Origin of the sequence: Chitinophaga tropicalis, assembly GCF_009758205.1 — a bacterium.
GTDB lineage: Bacteria > Bacteroidota > Bacteroidia > Chitinophagales > Chitinophagaceae > Chitinophaga > Chitinophaga tropicalis.
In genome coordinates this window covers 328,830-346,920 of record NZ_WRXN01000006.1, presented here as the reverse complement: position 1 = coordinate 346,920, position 18,091 = coordinate 328,830, and the positions used below count along the sequence as shown (strand labels likewise).

Here is an 18,091-nt window from a genome sequence, read left to right as displayed (position 1 = left end):
GCCGGTCAGGCGAAATATTGGGTATTATTCAGGGCGTAAATATATAATATTAAACAGGATATACTTAGTAGTGTGGGTAATCTAAATCATCTTGCCACTGTTGACTAATTATTATCTTTGTGCCCGCATGTACAATCTTATCAAGAAAATATTATTCCGCTTTGAGCCGGAAACCATTCACCACCAGGTAATGAAGGGCCTGCAGATATTGCATGGCCTCCCGTTGGGGAAAAAACTGATCCGTTCTTTTTGTCAGCCGGCAACCGGGTTGGAAAGACAATTATGGGGATTAACCTTCAAAAATCCCGTAGGTCTTGCCGCAGGATTTGACAAAGACGCCAGGTATACCGATGCCCTGGCTTGCCTGGGGTTTGGATTTGTGGAAATAGGTACTGTCACGCCTGTGGCTCAGCCGGGCAATGATCAGCCCCGCCTTTTCCGACTGCCTGCTGATAAGGCACTGATAAACCGTATGGGTTTTAACAACGGAGGTGCTGTAGCTGCTGCCAAAAGGCTGCATAAACGCTCTTCAGATATTATTATTGGTGGTAACATTGGTAAAAACAAGATCACACCTAATGAAGATGCTATCAGTGACTATGAGAAGTGCTTTCATGCGCTTTTTGATGTTGTAGATTACTTTGTAGTGAATGTCAGCTCTCCCAATACTCCGAATCTGCGTGCCTTGCAGGAGAAAGAGCCGCTGAAACAATTGCTCCATCATCTGCAAACGCTGAATAACCTGAAAATCAAATCCAAGCCTATACTGTTGAAAATAGCGCCGGATCTGACAGACAGTCAGCTGGATGATATTATTGAAATTGTAAGGGAAACGAAACTGGCAGGACTGGTTGCTACCAATACTACTATCAGCAGGGAGAATCTTGCAACGCCTGACAGTGAAATAGCTGCTATTGGCGCGGGGGGGTTAAGTGGGTTGCCGGTGAGAGAAAGGGCTACTGAAGTGATACGTTATATTCATAAAAGCAGTGGGGGGAGTATTCCTATTATAGCTGTTGGTGGGATCTTTACTGCTGAAGATGCGCAGGAGAAACTGGATGCAGGGGCTTCACTGGTACAGATATATACAGGGTTTATTTATGAAGGGCCTACTATAGTTAAAAAGATATGTAAGGGGTTGAAATAAATTTTAGTTGTTTATAGCGTAGCACAAAAAAACGCTTTCACCGCAGGTGAAAGCGTTTTTTTGTGGGGGGCGCTGCGCAGCTTTTTTTGTGCTGCGCACGGCAGAAACTTAATTTTAGCTTAGGCTGTATGCAGTTTGCTTTTCCAAGCGTAGTTCGAAGTTTTTTCTGTGCTGCGCACGGCCAGAAACTGAGTTTTAGTTTGTGTTTCTGCACACGGCTTAATGAATCTCTTTTATTTAGTTAAAAGATCTATATCCTTTACCTGCTGTGGAAACCACACATTCATCTCCCCTTCTCCCCTGTTGGCCCAGGCATAATAAGGGATCAATGTCACTTCTGCAGCAGTTGTTCTTATTTCCTGTTGTTGCTCATTCACATCTACTCTCTTCCCTGTACCTTTCAGCACCATCACACCATTCAGCAGCTCCGGTTTCATTTCCGGTTTAAATCCTGCCGGCAGGAACAGGTTGCTGGTACGACCTTCATTATCCTTCCATTCTGCGCAATAGATCAATGGCCCACGCTGTATAGCTATTCTGCCAATATCATCTGTCAGCCTGTTATCTGCTATAACTTCCTTCACCTGCATAGGCAGCTGTACTTCCACTACATCTTTCTTCTTCCATGTTCTTTTGATCACGGCATATCCCTGCTCTGTTACATACTGCACGGGAGTACCATTTACTTTGATCACTACCGGAGATGCAACACTGTCCCTGAAGGCATATAAGCGACCCGGTATGGCCTTACCCTGCGCCCATCCCGGGATCCTGATCCTTAATTCAAAATCTGCCGTTTTCTCCGGCTGAATAGCAAATGACAGATCTCCGTTCCAGGGATAATTATTTGACTGAACTATCTGCACTTTCTGTTTCTCTACCTGCAAAGAAGCTGTACTGCTGATAAACAGGTTCACATATACGGACTTCCCTTTCTGTGCATACATATATCCCGGTAAAGAAGGAAGGAATCTCGCCATATTGGTAGGACAGCAGGAACATTCAAACCAGCCGGAGCGTGCAGCTTCCAGGCTGTGATGCGTACATCCTTTCCTTACCTGCATGGCATTTGTATAGAAGAAAGACTTACCGTCCAGTCCCACACCGCTTATCAGGCCATTGTAGAGTATCTTCTCCAGCATATCCACATACTTTGCATCGCCATGCAGCTGGAACATACGCTGGTTCCAGAAAGCATTACCGATAGCGGCGCAGGTCTCATTATAAGCCGTTGCATTGGGCAGTTCGTAGTTCTCACCAAACCTTTCCCCATCAGGAATAGCGCCTATCCCCCCCTGTACATAGATCTTTTTGCCTGTCATATTATCCCATATCCTGTCTATTGCATGCAGATAGGCGGTATCCCCATCAAGTGCAGCTATATCTGCCATTGCAGCATAGAGATACATAGCGCGTACTGCATGCCCTACAGCCTCACTTGCCTGTACTACAGGCACCTGGTCCTGCCAGTACTTACCATTCTCCCACGGACTTTTACTTTTAGCACTATACTTACGCTTTCCTCTTTCATCAATGAAGAACCGTGCAAGAGAGAGGTATTCTTTTTTTCCGGTGATGCGGTATAAGCGGACCAGTCCCATTTCCACTACTTCATGTCCTGGCGCCACGCCCATCTTACCAGGGCCAAAGGTAGCTACCAGCAGGTCAGCGTTCTTCAGCGCTATATCCAGAAAATTCCTTTTACCTGTAGCCAGGAAGTGAGCGCTGGCAGCTTCAAACATGTGCCCGGAATTATATAGTTCATGGCTGCCGTCATGCTCTTTCACCCAGCGTTCCGGTCCTGACCAGGCATGCGGGTGGGCAGGATCTATTGTTCTTGCTGTATAAAGATAGCCATCCGGTTCCTGTGCCTTACCCACTATTGTGATCAGTGAATCCACGTATTTGTCCAGCTTTTTATCTGGCGTTACGGCCATAGAATAGGAAGCACCTTCTATGGTCTTGTAAATGTCCGTATCATCAAAGGGGAATGTTGTACAGAACTTTCCTTCCTTAGCTGCCGCCATGTCAAAATTCTTCACCCTGCCAGTGCTTTCACAACGGGCAAAGGAGGCAGGTATGGTGACAGTATGATTCACCTGTATGCGGGGCAGCCAGAAATGGTCTGCCAGCTTTACCGCTGTAAAATCTACCGGCCGTACAGGGTAATCTGCCTGCTGGGCATACATGGGTATTGCATAGAACAATACCAGAGATAACAAGCTCTTCTTCATTTCTTTTATCTTTTTATAATCAGCCTGGCCGCCCTCCGGCCGCCAGGCCAAAACACTATCTAATATCCATCATTCTGCTGAAGATTAGGGTTCTTATTCCGCTCTACCCGGGGAATAGGGTATAAATTCCTGTAATCGCCATTAGGTGTATGTGAGAACCACGATTTCTTTGTAAATACCTTAAACCTGATCAGGTCCTGGCGGCGCCTCCCTTCCTGGTTAAATTCCCATCCCAGCTCATCCAGGAAACGTCCATACGGGATGTCAGCGCCTCCTTCATTTGTTGTGGCGAGGTGATTTCTAAGGCCATAATCATACACGCTTCCTTTCAGCAGATCTGCACCTGTTACAGTTGCCTTAGCAGGATTCTGAGAGAAACTGCGGGCCCTTACTTTGGTTACTTCCACTGCCGCGGCATCAGCGTCTCCGTTCCTTAACAGGCATTCTGCCTTCATCATCAGGACATCTGCATAACGGAACAAAGGCCAGTCATTGCTTAACTGTACAGATGCCCGCTGCTTGATCTCAAATTTTCCCAGGCGGAAACCATGTATCTCTTCGGACTGATCAATGCCCGGTACTTCGTTGATAAACGCCAGTGGTTTATCAGTGTATGCACCCATTGTACATGCCAGCGGTTCGCCGGCAGCGCTGTACTGCTGTCCTTTTATCCAGTTGTCCCGGTAACGGTCATCCTGCGTATCAAAAGTACTGATGAACTGAGGGATGGCACAGATGCCGCCCCAGGGAGTAGACTTCAGGTTATATGTAGCCTGGCTGGCAGGCTGCAATGTTTCCATGTGAATATCAAATGCGTTCCAGTTTGTTACATAGGTTTCATCAAAAGGCAACGCAAAGATGATCTCTTTGGAATTCTCATTATCTGTTACAAACACATTACGCTGGGTAGGCTCCAGTATAAAACCGGCGCCGGAATTGATGATAGCGTCACATTCGGCAATGCACTCTGTCCAGGCGGAAGTACCGCTATATACCTCTGCATTCAGGTACATTTTAGCCAGCAGCGCATGTGCAGCCCACTGGTTGAATTTGCCATAAGTGCTCTTATCGTTTTTGGCGCTCAGCAAAGGCAGGTTGTCTTTAATCTCTTTTACAATAAAATCGTATACCTGTTTACGTGTGTTCTGCTCCGGCAGGTAACCATCCGGCACCTTAAAGTCAGTAACGATAGGCACATTGCCATACATATCGCACAGCACATAATAATAAGACGCTCTCAGTACACGCAGCTCTGCCAGTATAGCTTCTTTACCGCTGGTAACAGGTACAGTGCCGGATTCTATCTGGTAGATCACCCGGTTACAGTTGGTGATGCCGGCATAAGTGCGTGCCCATGTATTCACAATGGTGCCATCATCCGCCGTCCATTTATGTTCATGCAGGCGGCGGTATATACCTCCATCTACCCAGCCGTTAGGGCGTGCGGGGATCACTACTTCATCTGTAGATGCTTCCTGTGCACGGAAATAGCCATCCCAATCGTTCAGTACTATTCTCCAGTTCACGTAAGCTGCACCTACCAATGCATCCAGGTCCTGTTCCGTAGGCACAAACTGATCACCGAGTATCTCGTCATAACTTGTATCCTTAAGTTTTGTACAGGCTGATAACAGCAACAGTAACACTAATATTTTTTTCATAACGGTAGATTAGAAGTTCATGTTTACACCAATAGTAAATGTTCTGGCAGAAGGATATTTATCCCTGTCGTCATTGCCGGGAGCCAGCCCTACCCTGTTCACCTCCGGATCAATTCCCTTATAACCGGTTATAACGAATGTGTTGAGTGTGGAAGCATATACACGGGCACCATGTATATACCTGTTCCTGATATTCTTAAAAGTATATCCCAATGTGATGTTATCTACTTTCCAGAAATCGCCGTTCTCCACATAATAGCTGTTAAATTCCAGCGGCATGTCCTTACTCAGCACAGCCTTGCCAAACACTTTATCGTATGCTGATTTCAGCCTGTTATATTGCTGCAGACCCGTATTTTCCAGGTACATACGCTGGTAGTTCAGGATCTGGTATTTGAAAGCACCACGCATCGTGACAGCCAGGTCAAACTGTTTGTAACGCAGGTTGTTGTTCCATCCTGCGTAGTATTTCGGCAGACCGTTGCCCAGTACTCTCTTGTCTTCGAAAGCGTGCTGATAGTCGTCATAGCTCACCGGTTTACCATCCCTGCCTTCGTAGATCCATTTACCATCTGCAGAGATATCCAATACTTTAAAGCCGTAAAAGTCGCCTATCTTATCACCTATCCTCACAATGTTGGTGAATGTCTGAATAGGTTCTCCGGTGCTACCGGTAGTAAAATAGTTGTTGGTCGTTTTATAGATATTGTTGGAGAGACTTACCAGCTTATTGGAGTTGGTAGAGAAGTTCACGCTGGAGCTCCACTCAAAATCATCTGTCTTTACAGGAATAAAGTTCACGATCACTTCCAGGCCTTTGTTCTCCATCTTACCTACGTTAGCCCTGGTAGAGGAATAGAGGTTTGGCGGAGAAGGCACCTGGTAGTCATACAGCAAACCATTGATCCGGCGGATGTAATAATCCACGCTACCGCTGATACGGCCACCGCGCATGGAGAAGTCCAGGCCTGCATTGGTTTCATGTTTCTCTTCCCAGCGCAGATCTGCATTCGGGTTCTGGGAAGGGCCCAGTGTCTGGATCCATACACCATTGGAATATACATAACTGCCGTAGCTGAGGATGGTTACTCCAAGGAAAAGATCCGTAGGCTGGGTGCCTGTAACGCCGTAGCCCACACGTAATTTCAGATCATCGAACAATGTCTGCTTTTTCATGAAGGCTTCATTGCTGATACGCCATCCTGCTGATATAGCGGGGAAGTTACCCCAGGGTTGTTTCGTGCCATACAGCTGGCTGGCGGCTTCATGACGTAAGCTTGCCAGCAACAGGTAGCGGTCATCATAACTATAGGTAGCCCTTCCAAAGAAGCCGATCAGGTTAGTTTCTGTCTTGGTGCTGAATTCAGGCGCCAGTCCTTCTTTAAGGGCCTGTCCTATGCCGATGTTATTATAGGTGAAGCGGTCTGTAGGGAAATCCCAGTTCTGCATCCATGCTTCACGGTACTCTCTTTCCTGGTAGCTATATCCGCCCAGTACAGTGATCCTGTGTTTACCGGCATTGACATTGTACTGTGCAGTCAGCTCCATGAGGCGGTCAATTGCCTGTTCTGTTCCTACAGAAGCATATCCATTTCTGCCGTCACGCAGGTTGGAGATATGTTTTTTGCTTTCTGAATAGCCTCTTTCCTCGTTATATCTGGAGTAGGAAAAGAGCGCAGAGAGTTTCAGGCCGTTTACAGGCAGCAAGGTAATAGTACCGTTCATACGGGAGTTCTGCCTGGTATTCAGACCATCGCTTTCAAACAATCTTGATAAAGGATTCTCGTAGTTGAATAACCCGGTCTGTTCAAACCAGTTGCCGGCAGAATCGTACACAGGTGATGTAGGGTTACGGATGAGCGCCTGCCTGTAGGTATAACCGTTGAAGCTGAGGCCATCTCCCGTAGTGGTATATTTATTATGCGAGTTCAGGATACCAAGATTGATGCGCAGTTTATCGTCCAGCATGCTGTGGTTGATATCTACCCTGCCGGTGAAGGTCCTGTTATCTGATTTTTTGAAGATACCTTCCAGTGAGCGGTAGTTAACATTGGCCAGGTAGTTGGTCTTACTGTTACCACCTCTGAAGGTGAGGTTATGCACATGGGTAATGGGCGTCTGGGTCATCTCTTTCAGCCAGTCAGTGTTGCTGCCCAGGTCCCAGGAAGCGTCCCGGGTACCGTCGGCAATCTGCTTACGGTAATCTGCTGCAGTGAGCATTTCCGGCTTGCGGGCAATGGTCTGTGTGCTGACATAACCGCTGTAATCTACAGCGTTGCTGAAAGTACCACTGGCTCTCCTGGTGGTGATGATGATCACGCCATTTGTACCGCGGGTACCATAGATAGCTGCGGCAGAGCCGTCTTTCAGCACATCCATTGATTCGATATCTTCCGGGGCTACGGTCTTCAGATCGCCGGGAATCCCGTCTATCAGCACCAGTGGGTCGGCGTTAGCACCCAGCAGGGTAGTATTACCTCTCAGCAGGATCTGGGAACCGCTGGTAGGGTCGCCACTGGGTGAGGAAATGGAGAGCCCTGCTACTTTCCCCTGCAACAGCTGGCCTGCGTCCAGCACATTACCTTTTACAAAATTTTCTGATTTAACGGTGGCTACAGAGCTGGTAAGGTCTCCTTTACGCTGACTGCCATAGCCTATCACTACTACATCTGCGAGGGAGTTATCGCTCAATGCCAGCTGGATGTTCAGCTGACTGCGGCCCTTTACGGCAACTTCCTGCGTGCGGTAACCTATATAGCTCACTACAAGCGTATCGCTATCACTATGTGCATCTAATGAGAAAACACCTTTTTCATTGGTGATGGTGCCTGCCCGGGTGGATTTCACTACTATGCTTACTCCTGGCAGGGGAGCGCCTTTTTCGTCAGTGACGATACCGGAAATCACTTTCTGCGGAGCTTCAGCTTTCTTCTTTATTACAATGTATTTTCCGTCCTGTATATACTGAAGACCATGTGGCGCCAGCAGTACATCCAGCAATTCTTTCAGGGAACGTTCCTTTTCTTCTACCGGCTTTATTTCCACACTGCCGGCTACTGTGCCGTCAATAACAAAGAGGAAAGGCGTTCTGTTTTCTATGCGTTTCAAGGCCTTATTCAGCGAGCCTTCTTTGATACTCAGCTCCAGCCTGACCGTATTCAGGTCCTGCCCTTTTGAATGACGGGCTATGAGCAACAACGAGGTTGTACATAACACCGTTAATGTAATCATCACAATACGCATTATCTTAAACAGCAGATCTAAGTAATGTAAATGGAAAAGTATGGGAACAGGCTTCCCCGCCAAAATACCGTAGTATTTCATATCTTTAATTGCTTTTTGTATGATGTAATAGAATACAGGGCCGTAGCGCTTGTTTGCATGTAAGGTTTGCAGACTCTGATGCAGGCAGCGCTATGTTATTTTTTTCCAGTAAATGGAGAAAAATACTCAGGTAGAATTACTAAAAGAATTGGTTGTTCTTTCCATAACGGGATTATCATTGTTTGGTAATAAAATGCTGTTCTATATCACTCGTGGCACCCTTCGCCGGATATGTATACTTCCTTGTTATCTTCGCTGATACGGTACGTGGAATTGTTGATCCGGCATAACAGGCCCAGTATCCTGGGTAATGTGGCCGTACTGTCAAAGCTGGCCATGAACGTACATTTCTTCAGAGATTCCTGTTCAAAATAGAACGTTACGTTATAGCGTCTGCCCAGCGTGTTGGCAATTTCTTCAAATGATCCGTTGTTGGTTTCAAATGTCCCCTCTATCCAGGCATTATATGCTGTTGCTTTCACAGTTCTTTCCACTACTACCTCATCATTGACCGGCTGTTCTGCCAGGGTGATCTGCCTGTTGGAAGTAAGCACTGTTTTCCTTTTATGTTCATCCTGCACCTGTATCTTCCCTGATGCCACAGTAATTGCCACAGTAGCTTCTCCTTTATATGCCTTTATATTAAATGAAGTGCCAAGTACAGTAGTGACATACCTGCCTGCTTTCACAATAAAGGGACTATCTGCCTTCTGTACTACATCAAAGAACCCTTCTCCTTCCAGTACTACTTCCCGCTCCCGTTTATTTATCCTGTACTGCAAATGGCTATCGGCATTCAGCCATACTACTGACCCATCCGGCAGCTGTATCTTATTGCGCTGTGTTTTCGGCACATATATTTCCACCTGCTGTTTCTCTGGGCGGGCTATTGTTTCAGACCGGTACATATATGAAATACCACCTGTCACAAACAATACAGCAGCGGCAGCTGCTGCTGCCATACGCAGGTACACTATTTTCCTGCTCCGGCGTACCTGTATTATCTTCCAGATATTTGTCCGTATCCTGTTCTTTGCTTCAGTATCTTCCACTACATCTTCACCGTCTTCCTCTTCCTTTCCATACCACTGCAGCAGGAGCTTTATTTCCTCTTCCGTAGCGGTTCCTTCCTGCCATTTTCTGGCCAGTGACCGGATATATTCATCAGGCATTGACAATAAGTTTCAGTGATCAGATATATAGTAAGAGTAAATAAGGTGGGGGTACCCCCTTGCTTTGGGGGAAATTTTTTTTGAGGGCGACAAAATAACAATGGAGCGACAGTTATGCTATCGCTCCATTGTTATTACTAAATTAGTTCAAACAAACATTAAAGCATTTCAACTTGAAAATCAGATTTAATCATAATGATATCTACATTGTAAAATATGTATCCGATTCTCATAAACTTTGTAGACTAACCTATGCTCATCTGTTATTCTGCGAGACATACAGCCTGCGAGGTTTGCTTTTAGTGACTCTGGTTTTCCTATCCCATTCATAGGATCACGAAGTGCTGCCTTAATGAGATCATTTATTTTCTTTACGATCTTTTTGTCCTGAGCTTGCCAATATGTATAATCTTCCCAGGCATTTTTGTCCCAACTTAAATTCATTCTTAGTCGTTTGACAATTCATGTGATTCATATTCATCAGCATCGGCTCTTTTTAAAGCATCAAATAAACGTTCCCTGTTCTTTGTCGATTTCATTAAATGCAATGTTTCCATCATGGCATTATAATCATTTAAAGAAATGACAACAACACTATCTTCACTCTTCCCTCTCGGCACAATTAAAGTCTCATTATTCTGAGTAACATCGTCCAAGTGAGATTTTAATCCTTTACGGAACTCAGAATAAGTTACTACTTGCATAAAACATGTATTTTGAGAAACAAAGGTACAAAATTTTGTACAATAAATTGTACAACTCTCAAGATTCTCTTAGGATTCTTTCAGAGTACCCATAAATACAATGTACCCAGTTTTAATCTTAACGTTTTCAGCGCTTTGGTAAGATGTCCTTCTGCGGTTTTGGGGGAGATATTAAATGCTTCAGCAGTCTGCATGACGGTATATCCCTGCAGCTTGTTATGACGGAAAACCTGTTTGCTTTTTTCCGGCAGCTCTTCAGCCATACTGTCTACCAGTTGTAATAACAGGCGTGAATTAACAATATCTTCTATATTATTATTTGTGGTCTGTTCTTCCTGCCTCATTTCACCCATACGGGCAGCGATGGTCTGTTGCCGGGATATATAGTGGAATACGGCATAGCGGGTAATGGCCAGCAGGTAATTTTTGAGTGAGTCTACCTGTAATTCATGTCTTTTTTCCCAGAGTACAATAAAGGCATCCTGTACTATTTCTTCAACAATCTCTTTAACATGTAAGCGCTTGAGTGTGATGCGGAAAACCAGGTCCCAATACCGGTTATACACTTCGTTGAAAGCGTCAACGGAATCAGCCCTGATCAAGTCCCACAGGTATTTGTCCGTATAAGTGGAAGCCGGATGTATGCGCGCTTTTTTCACGTGAAAAGTATAAAGAATTCAATTGTTTTTCTCACACCCTTTAAGTGTGTAAGCTACAATTAATTAACGAAAATACCAATACTGGTTTCAATTTGGCTATGCCGGTCAAAAATAAAAATCCCGTAAAAACCGCCTCTGACGAAAGCAATTTTTACGGGTATGAATAATATTCGGACAGGTATGTTACCCTACATTCACTGCATTCATCATAGTACATCCCACTACTCCGGCAGTTTCAGTTCTCAGCCGGGTATTACCTAATGATACTGGTTGAAACCCTCTTTCCAGTGCAGCGCTGATCTCTTCCGGGGTGAAGTCTCCTTCAGGGCCTATCAGCAGCAGGCTATCCTGTCCGGGTTGCATGGCTTGCCAGAGGTGTTGCTTTTGTTCCGGTAAACAATGTGCAATGAACAGCTGCCTGGCGGGAGGTTCTTTCACCAGTGTATCGAATGGCGCCGGAGCATGCAGTTCCGGGAGATAATATTGTTGTGATTGCAGCATGGCTGCTACCAGGATACTCTCAAAGCGATCTGCCCGGAATTTCTCTTTTTCTGTGCGCTGGCTAACCAGAGGGATGATCGATTGTATACCTATCTCAGTGGCTTTTTCCAGGAACCATTCTATTCTTGAAGTATTCTTGGTGAAAGATATGGCGATCCTTATAGGAGCGCTCACCGGCGGCATCAGTTCATATTGTTTTATCTGTACTACGCATTTTTTGCGGTTATCGTCACTGATAACGGCAGTGTACCTGCCTCCACGGCCATCTGCCAGCAGTACCTGGTCACCCTGTTCATGCCTGAGCACCTGTATGCAATATTTGGATGTTGGTTCATCCATGGTATAAGAACCAGCATCCGGAGTGAGATCTTTCGCGTAAAACATATCTGCAAATATAGTTGTAGCGGGTCAGTGAGGGTAAATTGCGTAAAGAAAATGCTTTTACCTCCGGCAAAAGCATTTTCCCCGAAAAAATATTACAGGTAGTCCACGCATAGATACTGTATGAATACTCCTACTCAAAGCCTACTATAAAGTATGGATAGTGTATGGACTGCGGTATCACTTTGGCGCCACAGTGCTTTCTAAAAGAAAGTACTATTTTTGATCTGCAGGCTTTAAAATTAGGCGATACTGCTACTCATTTTCAGCCAATTTTCTTTTGTGCGGTTCTGGAAACGGAAGAACAACAATACGGAAGCTGTCAGCAACCCTATCAGCAATCCCCACCAGATACCCTGAATCCCCCAGTTCAGGTAAATACCCAGAAAGTAAGCGCCCGGCAATCCTAATACCCAGTAAGCCAGCAGGGTAATAATAGTGGGCACTTTCACATCTCCCAGTCCGCGGAGTATTCCCAGCCCTACCACCTGTGCACCGTCAAACAACTGGAAGAATGCGGCAATAATAAGCAGACCGGAGGCAATATCTATCACGGCAGGATCAGAGATGTACATCAGTGGCAATACTCTGCACCCCAGCATGAAGATCAGTGCTGTGGCGCCCATCAGGATCAGCACCATATGGTAGCTGGCAATTGCAGAAGAGCGAAGTTCCTTCCATTGCCTGGCGCCGAAATGGTTACCGCTCTTAATACCTGCGGCAGCGGAGATACCGCTTGCCATCATATAGGTAATAGAAGCCAGGTTGATAGCTATCTGGTGGGCCGCCTGTTCCCGGGCGCCTATCCAGCCGGCCATTATGATAGCGCTGCTGAAGGCGCTTATTTCAAACAGGTACTGCAAAGCTACGGGCATACCTATTCCCAGCAGTTTGGCTATAGTACCAGTGGATACCTGTTTGCGCCAGAACTCTGTGAGATATTCCCTGAAACGGGGCGACTTCAGTACATACCAGGTCATGGCAACGGCCATAAGCACCCTGTCTGTCAGCGTACCAATTCCCACGCCGGTAACCCCCATTTTAGGGGCGCCGAAAAGACCGTATACCAGGGTAATACCTACCAGTATATTGATAACATTACCAATGATGCTGATATTCATTGCCTGGCGGGTAAATCCCAACCCTTCAGCAAACTGCTTGAATGTCAGGAATATCATCAATGGGAAAAAGGATAATCCAAGTAATTGCAGGAAAGGCACAGCTCTTACTGTTACCTCTTCCTCCTGTTTCAGCAGGTGCAGGTAATGGCTGCCGGCTACAATTACGGAAGACAGCAACAGGCCCAGCACCAGGTTGATAAGCAGGCTGTGACGCAGCAGGTATCCGCAGATGCCTTTATTACCGCGGCCATGTTCCTGTGCAATAAGCGGGGTCAGTCCATAGGAAATGCCTATGCCCATAACCATCATAATGGAAAACAAACTGTTGCCCAATGCTACGGCGGCCAGGGGAACATCGCCGGTATGGCCAATAATAATGGTGTCAGAGAGGGCTACCAGGGTATGCCCTAATTGGGAAATTACAACGGGATATGCCAACCGGAAGTTATCCTTGTAATAGCTACGGTATTTAGTCCACATAAAACATTATTGTATCATTTTCATCCACGGGGAAATGAAAATCGGTTAAACTAAAAAGGCGCCTCATTTGGAAGGAGGCGCCTTTTTTGAAAACAATTCAAAAATTTAAAAAGGAGCATCTTCAAATCCTTCATCAAAATTCATGTCGTTCATCTTGGAACCTTTCTGGATATAGAGCTTCGCCTCGTCGTTTGGTCCGCCGCCGGATTCATGTCCGCGCATACCTGCAAATGCGTTGCTGCTGCCACCGCCCGGGTTTTCCAGGCTACCATCATCTTCAAAGCGCTGAAACTCCAGTACTGCGCGTAGTTTGATGGTATCCAGCTGACCGTTACGGTGTTTCGCTATACGTACGTGCGTTTCACCTTTATTGGCCTCGCCCATTTCATTGGTGTTGATCTCATAATATTCCGGACGGTAGAGGAACATTACCATGTCAGCATCCTGTTCGATAGCACCGGATTCACGGAGGTCACTCAGCTGTGGCATTTTATTGCCATCTTTTCGTTTTTCCACATCACGGCTCAGCTGGGACAGTGCGAGAATCGGAACGTGCAATTCTTTTGCAAGACCTTTGAGATCTCTGGATATCTTACTGATCTCCTGTTCACGGTTACTGTTCTTTCCATCTGCGCTGCCGCTCATCAGCTGAAGGTAGTCGATGATGATCACACCTACGCCGTGGTTATGTACCAGCCTTCTGGCTTTTGCGCGCAGCTCGAAGATGTTCAGGGCGGGAGTATCGTCAATGAAGATGGGCGCTTTTGCCAGTCGCTCAATACCATGTGTCATGAGCTTCTTCATTTCATATTCTTCCAGTTTACCCCTGGTGATCTTCTCCAGTTTTATTTCTGACTCTGCCGACAAGATACGTTGTACGATCTGGCCGGAGGACATTTCCAATGAGAAAACCGCAGCGCCTTTCGGGAAGCGGGGATGCAGGGCAGCATTCCTGGCCAGGTTCAGTGCAAACGCTGTTTTACCTACCGCGGGACGTGCCGCGATAATGATAAGGTCTGTTGACTGCCAGCCATAGGTTACTTTATCCAGTGACGGGAAACCTGATGGTACACCTGTGATATCGTCTCCGCGGTTACGCAGATCTTCGATACGTTTCATGGTGTTTACCAGTACGCGGTCAATACTGTCGTAGTTTTTGCGAAGGTGGTTATTGGTAACTTCAAAGAGTTTGCTTTCTGCGGAGTCCAGCAGGTCAAATACGTCTGCCGTATCTTCGTAAGATTCGCTTAGAATCTCGCCGGAGATACGGATCAGCTCACGCTGAATAAATTTCTGCAGGATAATACGGGCATGCGCCTCAATATTGGCGGATGAAACCACCATATTGGTAAGACGGGTAATATAATAAGGTCCCCCTACTATCTCCAGTTCACCCATTGAACGGAGTTCTTCTACAACAGTCAGGATATCTACCGGCATGGATTTACCTGCCAGCCGGGTCATTGCGGTGAAGATCTTTTGATGAGCCTCTACATAGAAACATTCCCCCTTCAAAATCTCTACTACTGTGTCAAAAGCGCCTTTCTCAAGCATAATGGCTCCCAATACAGCCTCTTCCATCTCCTTTGCCTGTGGCGGAATCTTGCCGTACATCATGGTAGATACGTCAACGGACGGCTTACGTCGTACGTTACGGTCTTTCTTAAGATTGAGATCCATCTATAGTTGTTCCTGTTAAACTGTTAATCAAAAAGGTTACATGTCATGGCTATCCTTTGCTTTCTTTACAATTTTTTGTACCCACTCAAACGTGTTCCGTTTTATTAAATTGTAAACTTTTTTGGGCCGTAAAAACTAAGGTAACCGCATTTTTCCATTTTCTAAAGATTGTAAAGGCATAATAGTTTATAAGGTGACATGCACAGGTTATGCACCCGCAAATTGTCAGTTATACACTGACTATCGATTCCTTATTCACCAAATCCACAAATAATCCCCATACAAAGGTGCAGATATTCACAAACAATGTTGAAAAAGATTTTCCACATCAGATTCACGATTTTCACATTTCACTATTACGGTTATTGGATAACGGGTAACGTGTATTCTTTGCATTTTATCAGCAAGGGGCGGATATGTACAATCTGTCATCCATTTATGACATATTCTCTGTTCCCTGTATCACTGAGGGGTATAACCCACACTTTTTCGGGCCGCATCTCTCCCTCTTACGCTATAATTACACTAACTTTACGGCACTTATATCAATAAAAATGACTATTTCTTACAATTGGCTGTGTGACTATTTGCCGGTTAAACCCACACCGGAGGAACTATCTGTTATACTGACGCGTATCGGACTGGAGGTAGAGAGCCTGGAAAAATTTGAGGCTATAAGAGGCAGCCTCGAAGGACTGGTAATAGGAGAGGTATTGACTGTAGCCCAGCACCCTAATGCTGACAAGCTGAGACTGACCACCGTAAATACCGGCAACGGAGAGCCCCTGCACATTGTTTGCGGAGCACCTAATGTAGCTGCCGGCCAGAAAGTAGTGATCGCTCCTATAGGCGCCACCATCTATCCTGCCAGCGGAGAACCGCTCACTATGAAGAAAGCCAAGATCCGTGGTGAAGAAAGCCATGGTATGATCTGCGCTGAAGATGAAATAGGCCTGGGCAGCAGCCATGATGGCATCATGGTACTGGACCCGGCACTTACACCCGGTACTCCCGCCAGCGAAGTGTTTAAACCTGCACAGGACTGGGTATACGAAATAGGGCTTACTCCCAACAGAATGGACGCGATGAGCCACCTGGGCGTAGCAAAAGACGTATGCGCTTACCTGAACAATGCAGAAAACACACTGTCTTACAAGGCATTAGCTCCTGAAATATCCTCTCTGCCGGAAGCCGGGGAGAAATACCCTATCAGTATTACAGTAGAGAATACAGAAGCCTGCCCAAGATACAGCGGAGTGACCATTACCGGTGTGAAGATCGCACCTTCTCCCGACTGGCTGAAAAACAAGCTGCTGGCTATAGGCGTAAGACCTATCAACAATATTGTAGATATTACCAACTTCATCCTGCACGAAACAGGGCAACCACTGCACGCTTTCGATGCTGATGCCGTAACCGGCAGAAAGGTGATCGTAAAGAACCTGCCACAGGATACGCCTTTTGTTACCCTGGACGGCAAAGAAAGGAAGCTGGACGCTGCAGACCTGATGATATGCAACGGCAACGGGGAAGGAATGTGCATTGCGGGCGTTTTCGGCGGACTCACATCCGGCGTGACAGACGCTACAAAGAACATCTTCCTGGAAAGCGCCTGCTTTGCGGCAGCCAGCATCCGCCCAACCTCTTTCCGTCATGGCCTCCGTACCGATGCAGCAGCCCGTTTCGAGAAAGGTGTGGACATTTCCGGTACCGTATACGTTCTTCGCAGGGCAGCAGCCATGATCTGCGAGCTGGGCGGCGGAAAGATAGCTTCAGACTTCACCGATATCTACCCTCAGCCTAAAGCGCAGATAGAAGTGACCACTACCTGGTCTTATATTAAAAAACTGAGCGGCAAGGCCTACCCTGCTGAGAAGGTAGTGAACATCCTGAGCAGCCTGGGCTTTACCATTCTGCAGCAAACGGAAGAGCAACTGCAGGTAGCGGTACCTTACAGCAAACCAGATATCAGCATCCCGGCAGATATAGTGGAAGAGATCATGCGTATTGATGGACTGGACAATATAGAGATCCCTTCACAGGTACTGATTACTCCTTCCTCCAACCCTAAACCGGATAAGGAAAAAGTGCGTGAAAAGGCAGCTAACTACCTGGCATCCAACGGGTTTAATGAGATATTCACGAATTCTATCACCAATAGTAAATATTTTACGCCTGAAGTGCTGGCGCGTACGGTAAAAATGATCAACAGTCTCAGTGCGGACCTGGATGTGATGCGCCCTTCCATGCTGGAAACAGGCCTGGAAAGTGTTGCGCACAACATCAACCGCCGCAACGAAGATCTGCTGTTCTTCGAATTCGGCAACACCTATGCTGTTTCTGAAGATGGCAAATTTGGACAGACTGCCCACCTCAGCCTTTACCTGACAGGCCGTAAAATTGCCGAGAACTGGCTGAATAAAGCCCAGCCGGTAGATTTCTACTTCCTGAAAGGATATATTCAGAACCTGCTGCAGCTGCTGGGCATCTCTGGCGCACAATGGACTGAATATGAAGCAGATGGACTACAGAATGGCTGGCAGATCAGCGTGCGTAATAAGCCGGTGGTAGCGCTGGGAGCAGTGAGCAGCCAGAAGCTGAAACAGTTTGATATTAAACAGGCGGTATGGTTTGCAGATATTAACTGGGATAATGTATTGGCATTACTGCAAAAAAGCGATAACTTTTACAAAGAAATTCCAAAATTCCCGGCCGTACGCCGCGACCTTGCGCTGGTGCTGGACAAACAAGTGAAATTCTCTGCTGTAGAAGCAGCTGCTAAAACAGTAAAATCAGCCCTGCTGCAACAACTGAACCTTTTCGACGTTTTTGAAAGTGAAAAACTGGGAGCAAACAAGAAATCCTACGCTGTAAGCTTCACTTTTCAGGACCCACAGAAAACACTGACAGATAAGGAGATAGATGCAGTAATGGACAAATTGAAGAAGGCTTTTGAGGGACAATTGCAGGCTGAGATACGGAAATAATCAATAACCGGTACTGACCGGAGGAGCATAGTTACAGTAT

Annotated in this window: 12 protein-coding genes; 2 read left to right on the top strand and 10 right to left on the bottom strand. The window is 46.2% G+C overall.

The window, feature by feature from the left end:
* Positions 1-127 precede the first annotated feature (127 nt).
* A complete protein-coding gene (locus GO493_RS16045) occupies positions 128-1,147 on the top strand; it encodes a quinone-dependent dihydroorotate dehydrogenase (protein WP_157307220.1) in 1,020 nt (339 codons plus the stop codon).
* Positions 1,148-1,380: 233 nt separating this feature from the next.
* On the opposite strand, the gene GO493_RS16040 is transcribed toward GO493_RS16045, so the two are convergent.
* The 10 genes from GO493_RS16040 to dnaB form a co-directional block, all read right to left on the bottom strand.
* Positions 1,381-3,381 carry a glycoside hydrolase family 127 protein gene (locus tag GO493_RS16040; protein WP_157307219.1) on the bottom strand — a complete coding sequence of 667 codons (2,001 nt, stop codon included), beginning with the start codon at positions 3,379-3,381 and terminating at the stop codon, positions 1,381-1,383.
* 59 nt (positions 3,382-3,440) lie between these two features.
* The gene (locus GO493_RS16035; RefSeq protein ID WP_157307218.1) at positions 3,441-5,042 is read right to left on the bottom strand and encodes a RagB/SusD family nutrient uptake outer membrane protein; all 1,602 of its coding nucleotides are present in this window, start codon (positions 5,040-5,042) and stop codon (positions 3,441-3,443) included.
* Positions 5,043-5,051: 9 nt separating this feature from the next.
* Positions 5,052-8,273, bottom strand: coding sequence for a SusC/RagA family TonB-linked outer membrane protein (locus GO493_RS16030; RefSeq protein ID WP_232538867.1), 3,222 nt, complete (start codon positions 8,271-8,273; stop codon positions 5,052-5,054).
* Between the two features lie 299 nt (positions 8,274-8,572).
* Complete coding sequence (locus GO493_RS16025; RefSeq protein WP_157307217.1) at positions 8,573-9,538, bottom strand: FecR family protein; 966 nt, start codon at positions 9,536-9,538, stop codon at positions 8,573-8,575.
* A gap of 186 nt (positions 9,539-9,724) precedes the next feature.
* Positions 9,725-9,982: a Txe/YoeB family addiction module toxin gene (locus tag GO493_RS16020; protein WP_157307216.1), complete on the bottom strand. Its 258-nt coding sequence runs from the start codon at positions 9,980-9,982 to the stop codon at positions 9,725-9,727.
* Between the two features lie 2 nt (positions 9,983-9,984).
* Positions 9,985-10,242, bottom strand: a complete 258-nt coding sequence (locus GO493_RS16015) for a type II toxin-antitoxin system Phd/YefM family antitoxin (protein WP_157307215.1) — start codon at positions 10,240-10,242, stop codon at positions 9,985-9,987.
* Positions 10,243-10,322: 80 nt separating this feature from the next.
* Positions 10,323-10,901 carry a sigma-70 family RNA polymerase sigma factor gene (locus GO493_RS16010; protein ID WP_157307214.1) on the bottom strand — a complete coding sequence of 193 codons (579 nt, stop codon included), beginning with the start codon at positions 10,899-10,901 and terminating at the stop codon, positions 10,323-10,325.
* 183 nt (positions 10,902-11,084) lie between these two features.
* Positions 11,085-11,786, bottom strand: coding sequence for an RsmE family RNA methyltransferase (locus tag GO493_RS16005; RefSeq protein WP_157307213.1), 702 nt, complete (start codon positions 11,784-11,786; stop codon positions 11,085-11,087).
* A 239-nt stretch (positions 11,787-12,025) separates the two neighbouring features.
* Complete coding sequence (locus GO493_RS16000; protein WP_157307212.1) at positions 12,026-13,384, bottom strand: MATE family efflux transporter; 1,359 nt, start codon at positions 13,382-13,384, stop codon at positions 12,026-12,028.
* 105 nt (positions 13,385-13,489) lie between these two features.
* The gene (gene dnaB, locus GO493_RS15995) at positions 13,490-15,064 is read right to left on the bottom strand and encodes a replicative DNA helicase (protein WP_157307211.1); all 1,575 of its coding nucleotides are present in this window, start codon (positions 15,062-15,064) and stop codon (positions 13,490-13,492) included.
* Between the two features lie 554 nt (positions 15,065-15,618).
* On the opposite strand from dnaB, the gene pheT reads away from it, so the two are divergent.
* The gene (gene pheT / locus GO493_RS15990; protein WP_157307210.1) at positions 15,619-18,051 is read left to right on the top strand and encodes a phenylalanine--tRNA ligase subunit beta; all 2,433 of its coding nucleotides are present in this window, start codon (positions 15,619-15,621) and stop codon (positions 18,049-18,051) included.
* Positions 18,052-18,091 lie beyond the last annotated feature (40 nt).

Coding starts and splice junctions, on each gene's coding strand:
- GO493_RS16045 (WP_157307220.1), top strand. CDS start 128: ATGTACAATCTTATCAAGAAAATATTATTCCGCTTTGAGCCGGAAACC.
- GO493_RS16040 (WP_157307219.1), bottom strand. CDS start 3,381: ATGAAGAAGAGCTTGTTATCTCTGGTATTGTTCTATGCAATACCCATG.
- GO493_RS16035 (WP_157307218.1), bottom strand. CDS start 5,042: ATGAAAAAAATATTAGTGTTACTGTTGCTGTTATCAGCCTGTACAAAA.
- GO493_RS16030 (WP_232538867.1), bottom strand. CDS start 8,273: ATGATTACATTAACGGTGTTATGTACAACCTCGTTGTTGCTCATAGCC.
- GO493_RS16025 (WP_157307217.1), bottom strand. CDS start 9,538: ATGCCTGATGAATATATCCGGTCACTGGCCAGAAAATGGCAGGAAGGA.
- GO493_RS16020 (WP_157307216.1), bottom strand. CDS start 9,982: ATGAATTTAAGTTGGGACAAAAATGCCTGGGAAGATTATACATATTGG.
- GO493_RS16015 (WP_157307215.1), bottom strand. CDS start 10,242: ATGCAAGTAGTAACTTATTCTGAGTTCCGTAAAGGATTAAAATCTCAC.
- GO493_RS16005 (WP_157307213.1), bottom strand. CDS start 11,786: ATGTTTTACGCGAAAGATCTCACTCCGGATGCTGGTTCTTATACCATG.
- GO493_RS16000 (WP_157307212.1), bottom strand. CDS start 13,384: ATGTGGACTAAATACCGTAGCTATTACAAGGATAACTTCCGGTTGGCA.
- dnaB (WP_157307211.1), bottom strand. CDS start 15,064: ATGGATCTCAATCTTAAGAAAGACCGTAACGTACGACGTAAGCCGTCC.
- pheT (WP_157307210.1), top strand. CDS start 15,619: ATGACTATTTCTTACAATTGGCTGTGTGACTATTTGCCGGTTAAACCC.